Source organism: Vibrio sp. 10N.222.47.A9 (assembly GCF_963872585.1).
Taxonomy (GTDB): Bacteria; Pseudomonadota; Gammaproteobacteria; order Enterobacterales; family Vibrionaceae; genus Vibrio; species Vibrio splendidus.
This window is the reverse complement of the sequence record NZ_CAWNBB010000056.1, coordinates 15,467-35,756: the sequence shown is the minus strand read 5'-3', so window position 1 is coordinate 35,756 and position 20,290 is coordinate 15,467. Positions and strand designations below refer to the sequence as shown.

Here is a 20,290-nt window from a genome sequence, read left to right as displayed (position 1 = left end):
CAAGGAGATAAAATAATGAAAGGTGATATCGGTGTAATTGGCCTAGCAGTAATGGGTCAGAACCTTATCCTAAACATGAACGACCACGGCTTCAAAGTTGTGGCTCACAACCGTACTGCTGCTAAAGTAGACGAGTTCCTAGAAGGCCCAGCTAAAGGTACTAACATTGTTGGTGCTTACTCTCTAGAAGAGCTAGTTGAGAAGCTAGAAGCGCCACGTAAAGTGATGCTTATGGTTCGTGCTGGTGACGTTGTAGACACGTTCATCGACAAGCTTGTACCACTTCTAGACAAAGGCGACATCATCATTGATGGTGGTAACACTAACTTCCCAGACACTAACCGTCGTGTTGCTGCTCTTCGCGAGAAAGGCATCCACTTCATCGGTACGGGTGTTTCTGGTGGTGAAGAAGGCGCTCGTTTCGGTCCTTCTATCATGCCAGGCGGTTCTCCTGAAGCTTGGGAAGCGGTTAAGCCTATCTTCCAAGGTATCTCTGCGAAAACTGACGCAGGTGAGCCTTGTTGTGATTGGGTTGGTAACGATGGTGCTGGTCACTTCGTTAAGATGGTTCACAATGGCATCGAATACGGTGACATGCAGCTTATCACTGAAGCATACCAGTTCATGAAAGATGGCCTAGGTATGAACCACGACGAAATGCAGGCTGTATTTGCTGACTGGAACAAAACTGAGCTAGACAGCTACCTAGTAGAAATCACTGCTGACATCCTTGGTTACAAAGATGAAGACGGTGAAGCGCTAGTTGAGAAGATCCTAGACACTGCTGGCCAAAAAGGTACAGGCAAATGGACAGGTATCAACGCACTAGACATGGGTATCCCACTGACTCTAATCACTGAGTCTGTATTCTCTCGTTGCCTGTCTGCACTTAAAGATCAACGTGTTGAAGCTGAGAAACTGTTCGGCAAGACTGTTGCTCCAGTTGAAGGCGACAAGCAAGAGTGGGTTGATGCAATTCGTCAGGCTCTACTTGCTTCTAAGATCATCTCTTACGCTCAAGGTTTCATGTTAATGCGTGAAGCGTCGAACGAAAACGGCTGGGATCTAAACTACGGTAACGTTGCTCTTATGTGGCGTGGCGGTTGTATCATCCGTTCTGCATTCCTAGGCAACATTCGTGATGCTTACGAAGCGAACCCAGAGATCGCATTCCTAGGTTCAGATGCATACTTCAAAGGCATCCTAGACAACTGCATGGGCGCTTGGCGTAAAGTTGCAGCTAAGTCTATGGAATCTGGTATCCCAATGCCATGTATGACTTCTGCACTAACGTTCCTAGACGGCTACACTACAGCTCGTCTTCCAGCGAACCTTCTACAAGCTCAACGTGACTACTTCGGTGCTCACACTTACGAGCGTACTGACCGTCCACGTGGTGAATTCTTCCACACAAACTGGACTGGTACAGGCGGCGACACTGCTTCTACAACTTACGACGTATAATCGTTAGTTAGAATCAGTAAAGAACACGTTCGTTCTTTCAGCTGAAAACTAGAAAACAAAAGGATGCCAATTGGCATCCTTTTTTGTTGGTTCACGTTCTCTTACTTAGGCCTGAATAACAAAGGTGTCATAGTTTAAGCTGTCATTAAATGCGGCTGAGCATCGTCATTGTATTGCTCCCGAATTGCCATAAAGCCGTCTAGGTTCTGTTTAAGAGCCACAACACACTCTGGGTCGAACATTGAACCGTTCTGCGCCTCTATGTATTCCATCACTTCATCGAGTGACCACGCGTGCTTATAAGCTCTTTTGCTCATCAGCGCATCGAATACATCGGCTAATGTCACTATTCGAGCCTCTAGCGGTATCGCTGTGTTACTCAAAGCATCAGGCAATCCAGAGCCATCAAACCGTTCATGATGGTGGCGCACAATATTCTTGATGAATTGAATCTCTTCGCTGCACATCGAGCTGTGGTGGGAAAGGGCAACCACGTCATCAATCATCTCTTCGCCATACAAGGTGTGATTGTTCATGATGTTTCTTTCTTCTTCATTGAAACGCGCGCTACTGAATAGCACCTTATCTGGAATTCGATACTTTCCGATGTCGTGAAAGGGCGCATATAACCGGATTCGATGAATGAATTGATGGGTAATTTCTCTTTTGGTGTGCGACAGAGTTCGAGCAATTTGTTCACTGTATTTACCCATGCGAATTAGGTGTTCTTTGGTTTCTGGATCTCGAGCATGACCCATATTTAAAGCGATCGCTAAAGAAGATTGAAAGTGACGCTGGCGCTCAAACCACTGAACGAAAAGGCTAGAGATGACTTGAGTGAGATAGGCGATATCACACTGAATAGTTTGGTTAGCAAAAAATCCTGTCGATGAAGCATTGATAAACACAAACCCAAGATTACTTTCTTGATGATGAATCGGTGTTGTATAACTGCTTTGATGACCGAGATCGAGTAGGTGAGATATTTGTTTGGTTGAGCTAATGGTGGTGAGGTCGTTGATGATCCGGGTATCTAAAGACTCAGCCATGCGCGACAAAGCCGATTCTGGCGTAAGTTCTTGCTCGACATGGCGATGTTCGGCTTCTTGGCACAGAGTGTCCGAAACAAAGTAATTCGACGCTCTATTTTCGTTGCATAGCACAACCGAGAGCCTAGACAGAATGGGGTAATGTTCGCGAGCTAGCCGAAAGAGATCATCAACGATGGCGATAATGTCTTTATCTTGGGCGGCTACTCTACTGATTTTGGAGTAGTCAAACATGGTCAAAGCCAACCTTTATTTATAATTATATCATTGTTTAGTATCGTTATTTGTAGGTTTCTATACCACTTCTAACATAGCATCGCGCTGTTAATTAGCAACACTGCGTTCTAATAAGTTTATAATTCATTACTTAAATTAGGGATATTTCATGCTTCTATCATGGTTTTTGTTAACTTGAACGAATTTGGTCGAAATCTAAGAGAAGTACTCGTCGGGAGTGCATGGCGGTATTGCACGCAACCTTAGGATGATAAGTGACCATTTTAAAATTAAATTGAAAGATAAATAGGATAACGAGCATGCTTTATGCCATCATAAAGGCATAGATAAGGGCAATGGATGATATGCCCAAATGATTGAGCTAGATATGGTCAGTGATGACGGTGTTCTAGAGTATATTCAAGGCCTTTAGTTGCCTTGGAAAAGGTAAAGATATGACTGAAGAAGAAAGAATCGAACTGCAACAAAACAACCCACTGCACGGCTTAAAGCTAGATGCTATGATCACTGAATTAGTGGATCATTATGGTTGGGGAATTTTGGATGCAGCAATGCGCATGAACTGCTTTAACACTAAGCCGACAGTAGCAAGCGCCGTTAAGTACTTGAAGAAAACAGAGTGGGCTCGTGAGAAGGTTGAGAACTTCTACCTTTACCGTTTCAAGCGCATGCCTAAAGCTTCAGATATCGAATACCAGATGCCTCCGCGTTCACGTACGTTCCGCCATGGGTTAGAACCTCGTGAGCCAATGGAATTGACGGTTGAATCGATTCTAGCATCACAAGCTAAAGCAGCGTCTGCATTTAAAGAGCGCCGCGGCGGTAACGGTCGTAACTTTCGTCGTTAATAGAAATGCGTCGCTAAGTAAGGCTATCGCTAATAGAAAGCCGTCGAAATAGCCTAATCAACTAAAGCGATAAGCATAAAATACAAAAGGAGCCTAAGTGCTCCTTTTTTAATGCGTGTCGCTTTAGTCGTTCGTCTTAAGCTTCGCGGTTCTTTCTTTGATTCTTCCAAAGGTCAACGACATAAACAATGGCGCTGATCAGCAAGAATAGCGCTGACACAGAAAACAGAGCGGGCATTTTTAAGATCCACGCGAATGTGGCAGCAAGAAAAGCGACAAAGCAAATGAGTCGACTTGATGACATGACATGACCGAGTTTAATGTTCATAACGCCTCCTAATGAAGTCTCACCTTCGACAGGAGAATTATCCCACCTTTGGCAAAATAAAGGCTAAAAAACAGTCTAAATTGTTATCAAATTTGCTAATTGAAGGACTCGCCTCACACATTTTGCCTTGGCTATTTTATAAGCAATAAAATAACGAGATAGATATTAAGAGGGTGTTTGTTTCGGTCTCTCCATCCGGTTTGAAGCCTAGAGCAGCACTCGGTTTAGTTGACATTAAATCCAGTTAGCATAGAACTTAGTTGGTACAAACCTAGCTAGCATAGAACCTACTTAACACAAGACCTAGTTGGTATAGGGCCTACTTAGCATAAAACCTAATTTGTATAAAAAAGTAAGCGGTGATCAAAAAGCTCGCGATGATCACTGTGGTACGAACATATTGTTGTGGGATACGGCGAGAAACTTTTGCTGAATAGTAACCACCAACCAATGTCCCAAACAAAACGGCCATGCCTGACGGCCAATCAATCGAACCATTCACAACAAAGAACACGATTGCCGCGAGTGATGCACACGCAGACACGAGCAATTTGATGCCATTCATTACGTTGATGTTGGTGTAACCAGCCAGAGCTAAGTAACTCAACGTTACTATCCCCAAACCTGCGTTAAAGTAACCACCATAGATACACACGACCAAAAGCAATAAAGCGGAAAAGAATACCCCTGCGCTGGTGGCGTGCTTATGTTTTACTGTTGCTTGCTTAAGCCATTTATTGAGTGTGCCACCAAACGTGAAAAGCAAAGCAGCAAATAGCAGTAGCCAAGGAACGGATTGAGTGAACAGGGCTTCTGGTGTGTGCAGCAGTAGAAATGCTCCGATGCCACCACCAATTACACACAAACCAATGGTCAGTTTTAGCTGCTTAGTACCAGATTGAATTTCGTGGCGTAGAGCGTAGGCTCCGCTAATGTAGCCAGCGCATGAAGCAAAGGTATTGGTCGCGTTGGCTGCAATTGGTGGAACTCCAGCGAACAAAAGAGCAGGGAAGGTGATGAAGCTACCGCCACCCGCAATTGAGTTGAGCACACCGCCAGTCACTCCCGATAAGAATAGAATCAACCAATCCATAGTTTTGAATCCAATGCGTTAAATGATGAATCACCTTACTTGATTTTGTTATTAATATCAGGGATATGTGTTTTTCAGGAGTCGGATTGTGAGTTTGCTACCATCTTAGAGCTGCGGTTTTTTTGAAGTGCTGATACGAAAAAAGGAGCCAATGGCTCCTTTCGTTGAGGTTTCGTTGAATTGGTAGAGTTTTACACTTCTACTGGCTTCGATTTAAAGCTTCTAAATAGTTTTACTAAGATTGGGCTAGATAGTACCAGCACAGCCAGAATAGTGAACGTCATCGTGATTGGTCGTTCCCATAGGAAGCTCAGCTCGCCATCGCTGATCATCAATGCACGTCGTAGGTTCTCTTCCATTAATCCACCAAGGATAAAACCTAGGAGTAATGGGGCAAGTGGGAAGTTAGCTAACCTCAGCGCAATCGCAACCATAGCAACAATGAGCATTACAAAAACATCCATCGTGTTGAAAGACACCAAGTACACGCCTGTGATTGAGAAGAAGATAATCATTGGCAGTAGTACCGTTCTTGGTACCGCGAGCAGTTTAGAGATGTAAGGGATTAAAGGCAGATTCAAGATAACCAGTACGATGTTACCAAAGTACATCGAGATAATTACTGACCAAAATACATCTGGGTGTTCAACGAACAAGCGAGGGCCCGGCTGAATACCGTATGCGATTAGGGCGCCAAGCATGATTGCGGTAGTACCAGAGCCGGGAATCCCAAGCGTCAGTAGCGGAACGAATGAACCACTCGAAGCTGCGTTGTTTGCAGATTCAGGAGCAACAAGACCACGAATACTGCCTTTACCAAACTCTTTCTGTTTGTCTTTTGGCGCAAGGCTACGTTCCATACCGTAACTTAGGAATGCCGCAATAGTGGCTCCTGCGCCCGGTAGAACACCGGTAAAGAAACCGAGAATAGAAGAGCGAATCGAAACTGGCGCCACTTCTTTGAACTCTTCTTTGGTAATTTTCATGCTACCAATATCAGCCATCTTTTGGCTTTCTTCGCCGCTAGTGTCTTTCTCCGGTTTCAAAATACCCATTAAAGTCTCACCTAAAGCGAAGGTTGCCATAGCAAGAAGTAGGAAACTAAAGCCATCCATCAGGTCTGTTAGACCAAACGTGAAACGCTCAACACCAACGCCTTTGTCGATGCCAACAGTAGACAGCATCAAACCAAGAATGGTCATCATCCATGCCTTGATTACCTGACCTGGGCCCGCAAACGCCGCTACTGCCGATAAACCTAACAACATCAATGCGAAGTAGTCTGAAGACTGGAAGCTCAATGACACGCTGGCTAAAGCCGGAGCCGCAATCAAAAGCATGATTGCCGAAAGTGTGCCACCAGTGAAAGAAGAGTAAGCCGCGAGTGCAAGTGCTTTACCCGCTTGGCCTTTTTGTGCCATCGGGTAGCCATCGAATGCGGTTACTACCGTTGAAGAACAACCTGGAGCGTTGATTAATATTGATGACGTCGAGCCACCAAATACAGCGCCGTAGTACACACCAGCCATCAAGATTAGGCCAGAAGAAGGGTCTAGGCCGTATGTAATCGGGATCATCAACGCGATTGCTGAAATTGGACCGAGTCCCGGTAGCATCCCAATAAAGGTACCAACAAAGCAGCCAACAATTACCATCATGATGTTCATTGGCATCACGGCGGTCGAAAGTCCTTGTAAAATTCCGTCTAACATAATGTTATCCCTACCAAAGAGTGAAGATTAAACCAGGCTCTAGGTAGATATCTAAGCCTTGAGTTAATAAAAGAAAGAACGCGATAACGAAAGGAAACGACGCGCCAAATAAGACAGCTTTGCGGCGCTCACCCAGTAGGTAAAAGCCTGCAAGTAAGAAGAAGCTGGTTGCTAAAACAAAGCCAAGATAAGTCAGCCCAACACCGTACAGAGCCATTAACACCAAGAAGCCAATAAGCAGTTTCCAGTTCAACGGCGTAGTGTCGCATGTGACTTTTTTATCTGGCTGTCCGGTTATAAGCAGGATCAACGAAAGGCCAATGCCGATAAACGTTAGCAGGATAGGTAAGGTTCTTGCTGTGAAGGGTTCGTACTCGTCACCGGGGAACAAAGGAATCAGCGTGGTTTGGTAGCCATAGCATAAACACGCAAGCATAAAGAGCATGGCTCCGATGCGATCCTTCGAAAGCAAAGATTCCTTACTCAGAAATTTGGTTGGTAAGTCCGACATATCCAACTCCATTTGGGGTGGTATAAAAAGTAAAAAAGCCGTACATGAGCGAGTTAATGAAATGTCTGGGATCACTAACCAAAGGTAAGCGAATTACGGTACTGGTTTATCAGCCACTTGCGTTTACAACGAATCGGCAAGCGTTAGTAATACGTCTACGAATAAACAAAGGAGTTTGAAGTTAACTCATGCACGGCGAAACAAGGAAAGAGTAAGAGGGCACATAGGCCCTCTATGGTTGTTGGTTATTTCAAGAAACCAAGCTCACGCATTAGGTCGCCCATCTGTTTTTCTTGATCTTCTAGGAAGGCGTAAAAATCTTTGTCAGCTTTGTAGTTGTCGATCCAACCGTTACGGTCACGAACCACTTGCCACTCATCGGTTTTGTACATTTTGCCAAGCGCTACATTCCACTCGTCGATCTTCGCTTGGCTTGTGCCAGGTGCTGCAAAGAAACCACGCCAGTTAGCGAATACGGTTTCGTTGCCGTACTCAGTCAGTGTTGGGATGTTAGGTGCAGCGTCAAGACGCTTTGGCGCCGTCACAGCAAGCACTTTTACTTGGCCAGATTTAGACATCTCTAGCACTTCACCAAGGCCAGTAGAAAGCAGCTGTGTTTCGCCAGAAAGCAGTGCCGCCATCGCTTTACCGCCAGCATCGTAGGCAATGTAACGTACTTTTTTAGCATCAAAACCTTCGCCTTTGAACGCTGCCGCAACCACAAGGTGGTCCATGCTGCCACGAGCTGAACCACCAGCAATTTTCACTTTACGTGGGTTGGTTTCGAACTCTTTAACGACGTCTTCCCAAGTATTGTACTTAGAATCCGCAGACGCGACGATTGCACCGTAATCGGCAATGGTTGCTGCTACAGGAGTTAGGTCACGGAAAGATTGTGGGAAGATCCCCGTTAGTGAACGAACAACGATAGGCGTTGAGTTCACCATTAGCGTGTCTTCTTGGCGTTGAGCCGTCTCGATTAGGTGAGCAATCGCTTTACCGCCGCCACCACCAGAAAGGTTTTGGAAAGAGACATTTTCTACGATGTCTGATTTCACCAATACATCACCCGTACCACGAGCTGTCATATCCCAACCGCCACCAGCGCCGCCAGGGATTAGGAAGTGGATTTTTTCTACGTCAGCAGCAAAAGTGTTGAAAGAAAAGGTTGCTGCGATAATAGAAGCCGCAAGAGTAGGTTTCAGTGCCTTGAACATGGTTCACGTTCCTTATGTAGGGGATCTCTTCAATGGAGAGAAACTTATGTTTTATATCCAGCTACTAAATACACGAATAGGGTATTGCTTAGTAGATGACGTTAAAGTTAACGGTGTGTTAACGAAATGTCTGTAATGCGGCGATATTGAGAATAAAGAACATTGGATTAATATTGTTCATAAAGTTCACGGGGACGTGGCTGTAGGATTCTTCTAGCAATAATAACTAGGTTTTTCTTGAGTTTATGTGAACATTTTTTTGACTGTTGGTCGCTTTATACTGCTGTGTATCATTAAAGAGGGTACTTATTGCGACACAAAGAGTGATATGGAGAGGCGCTCTTTAATATATAGAATAATATGTTGCTAGGTGTGCAGTGCTACTGTAATAATATGATTATAGCTGGCACGTTACATTTCTGAGCTAGTGGTTATTCAAGGATCGAATAATGACAGACAAAAAAATTTCGTTACGATTTACTGTTGGAGGAATGTTTTTACTCGCGACATTTCTTACCGCTGTTGTTGCGGTTTCACTGCAATATTACTTCAGTAAAAAAATGGCGACTGAGAATACCCTATCAAAGTTGACGATGGTGTCCCAAGAGCTGAGTAACTATATCGGCGCGGTTGATTCTGACGCAGCCAATACCGCGCGTTTACTTTCTTCAGTGAAACGTTCTATAAGTAACAAAATATCGAAAGAAGAGTCGCGTAGTATTCTTTCAGAAGCAATTAAAGATAACCCTCTCTTTTATAGTATTTACATTGGCTCATCTAATGAAAACTTCCTCCAAATTATTAATCTAGAATCTGCCCCTGTCGTTAGAGAAAAAATCGGTGCACAACAAAAGGACCGTTGGGTTGTGGTTGAGATTCATAATATAGGGGAGGAGCGCGTCCGTACGACGAAATATTTTGACCAAGAGTTTACGCTAAGAAACTCAACTACGGAGCAGAGCAACTACCTTCCAACAACCAGGCCTTGGTATGTTTCTGCCAATGTTCAGTCGGTCGAAAAAACTCAGCCATATCTTTTCCAGCATTTACAAATTACCGGGCAAACTTATTCTTTAGCGTTTGATTCGAAAATCGAATCTGAAGTTCAACATGTGATTGGTATTGATATTGTGTTGTCTTCTTTAGCTAGCAAACTATCGGGTACGGCGCTTGGCTTAGCAGAAGACAGTAAGGTTGAGTCTTTCTTATATTCGAAATCGGGTAATATTATTGCGTCTAACCTCAAGGTTAACAATCAGGAATCGGAGTTTGATGTATCAACATTGATGCTATCGTCTGAGCAGCAAGCCTTGATTAACGATACCCCTCCGCTGTTAGTGTCTAATCAAAATGATTGGGGGCCGATGGACTTTTCAGTGGCGGGAAAACCAAACGGCTATGCGATAGACCTTCTTAAAATGATTGGTGAGATGACAGGGATCAGGTTTGAATTTGTTAATGGTTTCTCTTGGGGCGAGCTTGTCAGTAAGTTTCAAGAAGGAAGTATTGATGGCCTGCAATCGGTTCAACATTATAAAAATAATGGCATAGATGGCCTATACACGACTCCAATTTATGAATTGCCATTTTCTATCGTGACAAGGGTCGGCGCGAAGGTTGTCACTAATTATGCCGAGCTTGAGGGTAAAAAAGTTGCCATTTTATCTGGGTGGTCAATTATTCCTAAGTTGAGAGAGGATTTTCCGAACATTGATTTAGTTGAATTTGAAAACCTAGAGTCTGCATTTAATTCAATTGAAAGCGAAGAGAACTTTGCTTTCTTAGAAGCAGAACCCGTACTCTCGTTTGCATTAGATAGGTTTTTCCAGCCAGGCCTTGTTGTCAATGGGACTCTAGAAGATCTAAAACAGAACTACTCAAACCAATTCCATTTGGTGCTGCAGAGCAAGCATAAACAATTGCTCCCAATCATTGATCAAGCTATCAGTAAGTTAAGTGGTGAACAAATTGATGCCTTAGCGAAAAAGTGGCTGCATGATACCGGCTTTAATACGAATACGACGGTTCCTTATACTGAACTTTATGATTTGACTAAGGAAGCAACGGTTGAAGGCAGTATGGTAAGGGTAGAGTTGAATGGCGAGATCAAGCATCTCTATTTAAAGAAAATAGACACGGGCGAACACTACTCTGAGTATTTTGCGGTATTGATTCCCGAATCTGAAGTCTTCAGTACAGTCAATAAACGTCTAGCAACCTCTGTTGGTGTAACGGTGTTACTGATGAGTTTGACGTTGCCTATTGCTTGGGTTTTTGGTGCGCCGATAGTGCATCCAATTCGCCAATTAGAGGAAGAGACTCATAAGGTTAAGCTGCGTGATTATGACAACGTGACAGTTCTTGATACTCGAATCAAAGAAGTGTGGGAATTATCTGTTGCTGTAAAAGATATGGCTATGGAGATTAAACGACATGAACAGATGCAAGAGGCGTTTGTTGAGTCGTTTATCAAGCTCATCGCTCAAGCGATCGATGATAAGTCCGCTTATACGGCAGGGCATTGTAATCGTGTACCAGAACTCGGCTTGATGCTGGCTGACGCGGCGGAACAATCGCAGTCTGAGCACTTCAAAGACTTTGAGTTTAAAAATGATGACGAACGCCGTGAGTTTAGAATTGCGGCTTGGCTTCATGATTGTGGCAAGATCACGACACCGGAACACATCGTCGATAAAGGTACGAAGTTAGAAGCGAACTACAACCGAATCCACGAGGTGAGAACTCGATTTGAAGTACTTTGGCGTGATGCGGAAATCACCGCTTTGAGAAAACAACTTGATGGTACGCTATCAACGCAACTGATAGCCGATGAACTTACGGCAACGAAGCAGCAGCTACAAGATGACTTTGCCTTTATCGCTACGTCGAACGTTGGTGGTGAGTTCATGAGTGACGACAAAGTTGCTCGTATTCGTTCGATAGCTGAGACGACTTGGATGCGTAATTTTGATGACCAACTTGGTCTATCACCGATAGAAGCCTTGAATCGAGAATCGAGTTCAAGCTTGCCAGCGACAGAGCTGCTGTTAAGTGATAAGCCTGAACATATAGTGAAAAGAGATAGGCCGTTAGAGTTCGACCCGAAATATCAAATCAAAATGGATGTGCCGGAGCACTTATACAACTTAGGCGAAGTCTACAATCTGAGCATTGCACGTGGCACGTTAACTGCTGAAGACCGATTCAAGATAAATGAGCATATGCTTGGCACGATTAAGATGCTTGAGAACCTGCCATTCCCGAAAGAACTAAGCCGTGTTCCTCGCTATGCTTCGACGCACCATGAAACACTCAAAGGCACTGGGTATCCAAGGAGGTTAACTGGCGATGATCTTTCAATTCCAGAACGTATTCTCGTGATATCGGATATTTTTGAGGCGCTAACTGCTGCGGATAGGCCGTACAAGAAAGCGAAGCCAATCAGTGTTGCTGTCGACATCATGTACAAAATGGCGTTGGACGAGCATCTCGATATAGAACTGTTTAGGTTGTTTCTAACTAGCGGGACACATATCCGTTATGCCGAAACGTATTTAAAACCGGAACAGATCGATCATATAGACCTATCAAAATATGTAGTTGAAGGCGTCGCTGCTTAACTTTGCCAGAAAGCATGAATGGCTGTTGACGTCACTTCATGTAGTGAGTTGGGGTTTCTCCGGTGTGTTGCTTAAAGAAATGAATAAACGCACTGTCACTGGAGAACTCTAACTCGTGGGCAACCGCAGAGACACTCTTTTTTTCTGACAATTGCTCAATGGCACTTAACAGCCTCCATTGTTGACGCCAAGCTTGGTAAGGCATCCCCGTTTCTTTGATGAATAATCGGCTTACGGTCTTGCTGCTTGCTCCAATATGCTTGGCCATTTCATTGAGTGGTTGAGGTAACTGTGTTCCTAGTTTTACTTTTTCTAACCACAACGCTAATCGTTTATCTTTGGGTAAAGGCAGCGTTAGCTCGTTCCTTTCTGCGTAAGAAAGTTCCTCGCAACACAACGCCAATGTGTTTTGTTGCTCTTCATTAGGTTTATCCCAATCCCAAAAAGCCATTCGTTCGATCAACTCCTTTAGTAGTGGTGTGACGTTAAGAATACTTAACTCTTCAGGCAAGTTTTTAATGCGAAGAGGATCAAAATAAAGCGAACGATAGGCCACGACATTGGTCATGGTTGCACAATGCTCAATTCCCGCGGGTATCCAGGCAACTTTGGTGGGCGGCAACACACAATGCATTCCGTCGAGGGTAATACTGATGCAACCGTGTGGTGCAAATAACAATTGTGCACGGTTGTGTGTATGCATACCAGAATCGTGCCTGCCGACTTGGGCGGCAATGCCGACAAAGGGATAGGGCATTCCATCAACATAAAAAGGTGTGTTGTCATCGATCAACATGATTTGTCCTTATTTTGATGTTTGTTGTTCTACTGTTGATATTTGAACACAAATGAAATCCATATACTTCTCTTATTCCAGTTTTAGAAGAGAATAATATGAATAAAAAACCCCATATGGGACTGATCATCATTCTGCTGATGTTCCCCCAAATTGTTGAAACTATCTACAGCCCAGTATTGCCGCACTTAGTTGATTATTTTGGTGTATCAATGGCAAGTGCAAGTCAAACCTTGTCGATTTACTTTATTGCTTTTGCTGTGGGTGTTGTTTTTTGGGGGCGAGTTTCTGATCTTATTGGCCGCAGAAAAGCGATGTTGTGTGGTTTGTTTACTTATGGTGTTGGTTGCCTGTTAGCCATCACGGCAACTCAATTTGATATGGTCATGATTGCGCGGGTTGTTTCAGCTTTTGGGGCAGCGGTAGGTTCAGTTATTGGTCAAACAATACTGCGAGATAGCTATGAAGGCAAAGAGCTAGGGAAAGTGTTTTCGCTAGCAATTGTTGCAGTATCAATCAGCCCTGTTGTTGGCTTAATGTCAGGAGGATTGATTGCTGAATATTTTGGACACTTAGTGGTGTTCAGTTTACTGCTTGTCATGGCTTTTATATTGCTGATCGTATCGGCCTTTTCTTTACCCGAAACGAAACCTGCTGATACTAAAACAGTCAGCTTTATTGGTATTTTCACGGTAATGCTAAAAGATAGGGATATTTGGAAAAGTGCGATTCTTGTGGCTTGCTTTAATGTCATGATGTTTAGCTATTATTCTTTAGCACCATTTATGTTCAGCCAATTTGGCTTAAGTTCCATAGAATTTGGTTACAGTGGCGTGATCTTGGCGGCTGCCTCCGTTTTAGGAAGCTCGATGAATAAACGATTGCTAGTAAAAGAATGGGGTTCCCAACGACTCATTCAGATCGCGGTGTTAATCAGCTTTGTTGGGGCTGTTCAGGTGTACTTTTACCAAGACAGCCTTTGGTTTCTACTAGGAATGGCTGCTGTGGTTGTAGGGTTTGGTATGGCAAGTCCTAATATATTCAGTACGGCGTTGGTCAATTATAAACAGCAAGCAGGCACGGCAGGGGCGGTTCTAGGATTGTTTTATTACTGTTTAATTGGTGGGGGACTAGGACTTGCTGGTGAGATTGGTAACTTAGGGGTTGTGCTAATAGGAATGTCGTTATTGGCAAGCACCATGTTGATGTCTCGTGATTAACTTATTTTAAGAGTGTTAACCTTGTGAATAATAAAGAGAGGCGATCATTGCTTCTCTTTTTTTTGGTCTAAATCGCTGATGAGTAGAAATGAATACTATCTCTAAAAGGTGGATGGCAAGTTGTCGACACATCGGTTTCTAATAATTGTAGGGTAAGTAAGGGTTTGTTGAGCTTCTCCTAGGTTAATTCATTTATTAACAGTTGGTTAAGTCATTATTATCGTGTTTTCTAACAAACTTTATCGTCTATAAAAAATACTACCTTAGTCTAAATTGTCGACAATCTACTTGATTGTCGACAATTCGATCGTGTATTTTATGTTCATGTTATGAAATTGTTGACAGTTAGAGTCGGCAATCAGAAGTGAGCAGCGTGAATATGAATACTGCGATAAAAGATCTCACCTTAAGTGCAAACACGAAAACACGTGTGAGCGACAAAGAAAACACCAAGTCGGAAAATCTGACTGAGTACCTCGTTGAGGCGATTGTTAACGGTGAATTAGCACCGGGCAGTAAGATCTCGGAGCCTGAACTGGCTAAACGCTTCGAGGTAAGTCGAGGTCCATTACGTGAAGCGATAATGCGTGTGGAAGGGCTAGGGCTTATTGAGCGAATTCCTCATGTCGGCGCTCGAGTTATTACTTTTTCTGCAGACAAACTGCTAGAGCTTTACGCGGTGCGAGAGGCATTGGAAGGCATGGCGGCTCGCCTAGCAGCGCGACATATCACACAAGAAGAGCTTATCGGGCTTGAAGGATTATTGTCGACACACTCAAAGCACATCGATGAAGTCGAAGGTTCTTCTTACTTTCATCAACATGGGGATTTTGATTTCCATTACCGCATTATCAAAGCGAGTCGTAACAGCAAACTCATTTCGCTGCTGTGTGATGAGCTTTATCACCTATTACGCATGTACCGCTATCAATCGCCTAGGGCTCAGTCTCGACCAAAAGAGGCGCTCGATGAACACAAATACATCCTACAAGCGATTCGTAATCGCGATGAAGAGCTAGCAGAAATGCTAATGCGACGACACATCTCGGGTAGTCGATTGCTTATAGAAGAACAAATTCAATCCAAAGATCTTGATTAAGCGACCATTGGAACCTGTCAGCGGATCAGTGCTGGCGATAACCAAAAGCCGTAAGTCTTAAAGATTAGCTAGAAATAAACAATTAACAGGGAGCGTCATTATGAAGTTATCAGCAGGAGCAAAGTTCCGACAAGCTGTGCAAGACAACGACCCATTGCAGATCGTGGGTACGGTGAATCCGTATTGCGCGATGATGGCAAAGAACTTAGGGCATCAGGCGATCTATTTGTCGGGTGGAGGCATCGCCAATGCGTCTTATGGTTTGCCTGATTTAGGTATAACGACATTGAACGATGTGTTGGTCGATGTTGAACGTATTACCAACGCGTGTGATCTGCCATTGCTGGTGGATATCGATACGGGATTTGGTGGCGCATTCAATATTGCACGTACGATTCGCGCTATGGAGAAGGCAGGCGCAGCAGCAATCCACATGGAAGACCAAGTCGCTCAGAAACGCTGTGGTCATCGACCAAATAAAGCGATTGTAAGTCAGCAAGAGATGGTCGATAGAGTTAAGGCTGCAACTGATGCTAGAACCGACGAAAGCTTTGTGATTATGGCTCGTACGGATGCATTGGCGGTTGAAGGAATAGACAGTGCGATTGAACGAGCGATTGCGTGTGTTGAAGCGGGCGCAGACATGATTTTCCCTGAGGCGATGAATCAACTCGACCAATACGTGAAGTTCTCGGCAGCTTTGAAATCAGCAACGGGTAAGCATGTGCCTATTCTCGCGAACATAACTGAATTCGGGCAAACGCCACTTTACAACTGTAATGAGTTAGCGCAATCAAGTGTCGATATGGTGCTTTACCCATTGAGTGCGTTCCGTGCGATGAATAAAGCGGCTGAGAATGTTTACAAGCACTTGTTAGTTGAAGGTAATCAGGAAGCTCTGTTGGATTCAATGCAAACCCGTAAAGAGCTTTACGAACACCTTAATTACCACGACTACGAGAACAAGCTTGATCAGTTGTTTTCAAGTGAAGGGTAAACCAGTTTCAATTAATCAAAAATCAACTTAATCCAATAACGTGAAATGGTTAGTCGCCATATCCAGTACCGATGATAAAGATCATCGGACACATAAACAGGCAGCACCAAAGAGTGCAGGCGGCTAACACAGAAAAGGAGTTCACCATGTCTGTATCTTTGAGTGATAAAGCACCTGTCGAGAAGGTTTCAACAGAAAACCAACAACAAAGCGCAAAAACAGCAAGTGCACCAGTAAGCGCACCTGCAATCGGTGGCGCTGGTCTACGTGGGCAGAGTGCGGGAACCACGGCGCTATGTACGGTAGGCCAGTCAGGAACGGGTTTGACCTACCGTGGCTATGACATAACCGACCTTGCTAATCATGCTCAGTTCGAAGAAGTGGCGCATCTGCTACTAAGAGGTCACTTACCCACTGAAAAAGAGCTCGATGATTACAAAGCCTTGTTAGTTGGTCTGCGCGGCTTGCCTCAACCTTTGAAAGTAGCATTAGAGCTTATCCCTGCTGACGCTCATCCGATGGATGTGATGAGAACGGGCTGTTCAATGCTAGGTAATCTAGAGCAAGAGTCTGACTTCTCCGAGCAACTGCCTGCGACTGAACGAATGCTCGCGCTTTTCCCTGCCATTATTTGTTATTGGTACCGCTTTAGCCATGATGGCGTGCGAATAGATACTGAAGATCAAAGTGAAGCCTGTCTGGGTGGCTACTTCTTGAAAATGCTAACGGATAAAACACCTAGTGAACTTCATAAGAAGGTGATGCACTGCTCGCTAACCCTTTACGCGGAACATGAGTTTAATGCTTCAACCTTTGCCGCTCGTGTGTGTGCATCCACACTGTCAGATATCCACTCTTGTGTCACCGCAGCGATTGGTACGTTGAGAGGTCCTTTACATGGCGGTGCGAATGAAGCGGCGATGGAAATGATCCAAGATTGGCAAACCGCTGATGAAGCAGAAACTAACATCATGCAGATGCTTGCTAACAAAGACAAAATCATGGGCTTCGGTCATGCCATTTATCGTGAGAGCGATCCACGAAATGCGCTAATCAAGCGTTGGTCAAAAGAGCTAGCTCAAGAGGTGGGTGATAAACAGCTTTACGCCGTTTCAGAACGTGTTGAAGCGGTTATGAAGCGCGAGAAAGGCTTGTTCTGTAATGCTGACTTCTTCCATGCATCGGCATATCACTTCATGGACATCCCAACCAAATTGTTTACTCCGATCTTTGTGATGAGCCGCCTTACAGGTTGGACGGCGCACGTGTTCGAACAGAGAGAAAACAATCGCATCATTCGTCCAAGTGCAGACTACACCGGGCCAGAGCATCAAGACTGGTTACCTATCCATTTACGTTAGTCCTCTATATCGAGCCGACTTATATCTCGAGGTGACTGTTATCTTCATGTGATAAGGCCTCGAGAACCAACGAATAGAATTTAACAGATAATGGTGGATGTATGTCTGATGTAAAACTTGAACAAGCTCAGTACCTTGATAAAAATCAGTACCGGAAACTTTTACCCGGAACCCATTTAGAGTATTTCGATGCTTGCGAAGCGGTAGAAGCGATATCTCCGGGCAGTTATAAAACCTTGCCTTATACGTCGAGAGTATTGGCAGAGCAATTAGTAAGACGCTGTGATCCTGAAACCCTTGAAGACAGCTTAAAACAGATCATTGAACGCAAGAGCGACTTAGATTTTCCTTGGTATCCTGCGCGCGTTGTATGTCATGACATTCTTGGTCAAACAGCCCTAGTAGATTTGGCTGGATTAAGAGACGCGATTGCCGACCAAGGCGGAGACCCTGCCAAGGTAAACCCAGTGGTCGAAACCCAACTGATTGTTGATCACTCTCTGGCAGTGGAACACGCAGGCTTTGATAACGAAGCGTTTGATAAAAACCGCGCGATTGAAGAGCGCAGAAACGAAGACCGTTTTCATTTTATTGAATGGTGTAAAACCGCGTTTAAAAACGTGAGTGTGATTCCTGCTGGTAACGGGATCATGCACCAGATTAACTTGGAGAAAATGTCTCCGGTGATTCAATCTAAAGAAGGCATCGCTTTCCCTGATACTTGTGTTGGTACCGATAGCCATACACCGCATGTTGATGCGCTAGGCGTTATTGCGATTGGTGTGGGCGGCTTGGAAGCTGAGACTGTGATGCTTGGTCGTCCGTCGATGATGCGATTGCCTGATATTGTAGGCGTTAAACTGACTGGTCAACGACAAGAAGGCATTACAGCGACTGATATTGTGCTCGCAATTACAGAGTTCCTTCGCAATGAGAGAGTGGTCTCAAGCTATTTGGAATTCTTCGGTGAAGGGGCTCGTGCACTGACCATTGGTGACCGCGCAACCATCTCCAACATGACGCCAGAGTACGGTGCGACAGCGGGTATGTTCTATATCGATGAGCAGACTATTCAATACCTGAAACTCACTGGTCGAGAGCCTGAGCAGGTTGAACTAGTCGAACGCTACGCCAAGCAAACCGGGCTATGGGCTGACGATCTAGACTCAGCTCAATACGAACGTGTATTAGAGTTTGATTTATCGAAGGTTGAGCGCAATCTAGCAGGGCCATCCAATCCACATCGTCGTTTGCCAACCAGAGAGCTGGCTGAACAAGGTATCAGCCAAGCTTCTTGGAAAGAGCAGCATGCTAAGCAGTACAGCGACGAGCAGATGCCTGATGGTGCGGTGATTATCGCAGCAATTACCTCTTGTACTAACACCAGTAATCCGAGAAACGTGGTAGCCGCAGCATTGGTGGCTAAGAAAGCCAATCAGCTTGGATTAGTTCGTAAGCCGTGGGTGAAAACGTCATTTGCGCCGGGCTCTAAAGTTGCCAAGCTCTATCTTGAGTCGGCAGGTTTGCTACCTGAGCTGGAACAATTAGGCTTCGGTATCGTGGGTTATGCGTGTACTACCTGTAACGGAATGAGTGGGGCGTTGGATCCTACAATCCAACAAGAGATCATCGACCGCGACCTGTACTCAACTGCTGTGTTGTCAGGGAATCGAAACTTTGATGGTCGAATCCATCCCTATGCCAAACAAGCGTTTTTAGCCTCACCGCCATTAGTGGTTGCTTATGCCTTGGCGGGTACGATTCGCTTTGATATCGAGAAAGACAGCTTAGGCACTGACAACTATGGTAAGCCAATCTACTTAAGCGATTTATGGCCGAGTGATGCAGAGATCGATGCTGTTGTCGGTGAGCATGTTAAGCCTCAGCAATTCCAACAAATCTACGTAAAAATGTTCCAGCCAGACGAGGAGCAGGTGACTACTGAACCGCTTTATGACTGGCGACCTCAAAGTACCTATATCCGAAGACCACCTTATTGGGAAGGGGCTCTTGCGGGGGAACGAAGCCTTTCAGGGATGAGACCTTTAGCTATTCTGGGTGACAACATCACCACAGATCACTTATCCCCTTCAAATGCGATTCTCGCTTCGAGCGCTGCGGGGGAATACCTCACCAAAATGGAAGTGCCGGAAGAGGATTTTAACTCTTACGCGACCCATAGAGGTGATCACTTAACCGCACAACGAGCAACGTTCGCTAACCCTAAGCTGTTTAACGAAATGGTGAAGGACGCTGGAGAAGTCGTGCAAGGTTCATTAGCAAGAGTTGAACCCGAAGGTCAAGTTACGCGAATGTGGGAAGCGATAGAAACCTACATGAACCGTAAACAACCCTTGATTGTCGTGGCGGGGGCCGATTATGGACAAGGTTCATCACGTGACTGGGCAGCCAAAGGGGTGCGCTTAGCGGGTGTTGAAGTGATTGTGGCTGAAGGGTTTGAACGAATTCACAGAACCAACTTGGTTGGCATGGGCGTGCTGCCTTTGCAGTTCAAAGTAGGAACGAATCGCAATACCTTAGAACTGGACGGCACCGAGCTTTACGACGTGTACGGCGACATTGAAGCAGGTTCTGATTTGGCTCTAGTCATCACTCGTAAAAACGGTGAAAAGCTTGATGTTCCTGTGACCTGCCGACTAGACACCGCAGACGAAGTGAATGTTTATAGCGCTGGTGGCGTATTGCAACGTTTCGCCAAAGACTTTCTTGCAAATTAG

Annotated in this window: 15 protein-coding genes; 8 read left to right on the top strand and 7 right to left on the bottom strand. The window is 44.8% G+C overall.

Annotated elements, in window-relative coordinates; all coding sequences use genetic code 11:
- The first annotated feature begins 15 nt into the window (after window positions 1-15).
- Complete coding sequence (gene gnd, locus AACT19_RS18305) at window positions 16-1,464, top strand: decarboxylating NADP(+)-dependent phosphogluconate dehydrogenase (protein ID WP_004733587.1); 1,449 nt, start codon at window positions 16-18, stop codon at window positions 1,462-1,464.
- A 134-nt stretch (window positions 1,465-1,598) separates the two neighbouring features.
- On the opposite strand, the gene AACT19_RS18300 is transcribed toward gnd, so the two are convergent.
- Entirely contained in the window at window positions 1,599-2,759 is a 1,161-nt protein-coding gene (locus tag AACT19_RS18300) for an HD-GYP domain-containing protein (protein WP_076647953.1), read from the bottom strand.
- Window positions 2,760-3,184: 425 nt separating this feature from the next.
- On the opposite strand from AACT19_RS18300, the gene AACT19_RS18295 reads away from it, so the two are divergent.
- Window positions 3,185-3,598 carry a VF530 family protein gene (locus tag AACT19_RS18295; RefSeq protein WP_076647950.1) on the top strand — a complete coding sequence of 138 codons (414 nt, stop codon included), beginning with the start codon at window positions 3,185-3,187 and terminating at the stop codon, window positions 3,596-3,598.
- A 136-nt stretch (window positions 3,599-3,734) separates the two neighbouring features.
- Here the strand turns inward: AACT19_RS18295 and AACT19_RS18290 are convergent, their stop codons facing one another.
- The 5 genes from AACT19_RS18290 to AACT19_RS18270 all read right to left on the bottom strand — a co-directional run bounded on the left by AACT19_RS18290 (window position 3,735) and on the right by AACT19_RS18270 (window position 8,459).
- Window positions 3,735-3,926, bottom strand: coding sequence for a hypothetical protein (locus AACT19_RS18290; protein WP_004733590.1), 192 nt, complete (start codon window positions 3,924-3,926; stop codon window positions 3,735-3,737).
- 319 nt (window positions 3,927-4,245) lie between these two features.
- Window positions 4,246-5,019 carry a sulfite exporter TauE/SafE family protein gene (locus AACT19_RS18285; RefSeq protein ID WP_076647947.1) on the bottom strand — a complete coding sequence of 258 codons (774 nt, stop codon included), beginning with the start codon at window positions 5,017-5,019 and terminating at the stop codon, window positions 4,246-4,248.
- A gap of 191 nt (window positions 5,020-5,210) precedes the next feature.
- A complete protein-coding gene (locus AACT19_RS18280; protein ID WP_004733593.1) occupies window positions 5,211-6,731 on the bottom strand; it encodes a tripartite tricarboxylate transporter permease in 1,521 nt (506 codons plus the stop codon).
- Window positions 6,732-6,741: 10 nt separating this feature from the next.
- Window positions 6,742-7,242 (bottom strand): tripartite tricarboxylate transporter TctB family protein, encoded by a 501-nt coding sequence (locus AACT19_RS18275; RefSeq protein ID WP_004733594.1) that lies wholly within the window; start codon window positions 7,240-7,242, stop codon window positions 6,742-6,744.
- Between the two features lie 245 nt (window positions 7,243-7,487).
- On the bottom strand, window positions 7,488-8,459 hold the full coding sequence (locus AACT19_RS18270) for a tripartite tricarboxylate transporter substrate binding protein (RefSeq protein ID WP_004733595.1): 972 nt from the start codon (window positions 8,457-8,459) through the stop codon (window positions 7,488-7,490).
- A 449-nt stretch (window positions 8,460-8,908) separates the two neighbouring features.
- Here AACT19_RS18270 and AACT19_RS18265 point away from each other — a divergent pair, with 449 nt between their 5' ends.
- Complete coding sequence (locus AACT19_RS18265) at window positions 8,909-12,079, top strand: HD domain-containing phosphohydrolase (protein ID WP_076647944.1); 3,171 nt, start codon at window positions 8,909-8,911, stop codon at window positions 12,077-12,079.
- 31 nt (window positions 12,080-12,110) lie between these two features.
- Here AACT19_RS18265 and AACT19_RS18260 read toward each other — a convergent pair whose 3' ends face one another.
- Window positions 12,111-12,875 (bottom strand): AraC family transcriptional regulator, encoded by a 765-nt coding sequence (locus AACT19_RS18260; RefSeq protein ID WP_054542144.1) that lies wholly within the window; start codon window positions 12,873-12,875, stop codon window positions 12,111-12,113.
- 98 nt (window positions 12,876-12,973) lie between these two features.
- Here AACT19_RS18260 and AACT19_RS18255 point away from each other — a divergent pair, with 98 nt between their 5' ends.
- From AACT19_RS18255 to acnD, 5 genes are all read left to right on the top strand, one after another.
- Window positions 12,974-14,095, top strand: coding sequence for a multidrug effflux MFS transporter (locus AACT19_RS18255; protein WP_146162380.1), 1,122 nt, complete (start codon window positions 12,974-12,976; stop codon window positions 14,093-14,095).
- 379 nt (window positions 14,096-14,474) lie between these two features.
- Window positions 14,475-15,194 (top strand): GntR family transcriptional regulator, encoded by a 720-nt coding sequence (locus AACT19_RS18250; RefSeq protein ID WP_076647941.1) that lies wholly within the window; start codon window positions 14,475-14,477, stop codon window positions 15,192-15,194.
- Between the two features lie 100 nt (window positions 15,195-15,294).
- Complete coding sequence (gene prpB, locus AACT19_RS18245; RefSeq protein WP_009846616.1) at window positions 15,295-16,191, top strand: methylisocitrate lyase; 897 nt, start codon at window positions 15,295-15,297, stop codon at window positions 16,189-16,191.
- Window positions 16,192-16,337: 146 nt separating this feature from the next.
- Window positions 16,338-17,552, top strand: coding sequence for a bifunctional 2-methylcitrate synthase/citrate synthase (prpC, locus tag AACT19_RS18240; protein ID WP_076647938.1), 1,215 nt, complete (start codon window positions 16,338-16,340; stop codon window positions 17,550-17,552).
- Between the two features lie 101 nt (window positions 17,553-17,653).
- Window positions 17,654-20,290 (top strand): Fe/S-dependent 2-methylisocitrate dehydratase AcnD, encoded by a 2,637-nt coding sequence (gene acnD, locus AACT19_RS18235; RefSeq protein WP_076647935.1) that lies wholly within the window; start codon window positions 17,654-17,656, stop codon window positions 20,288-20,290.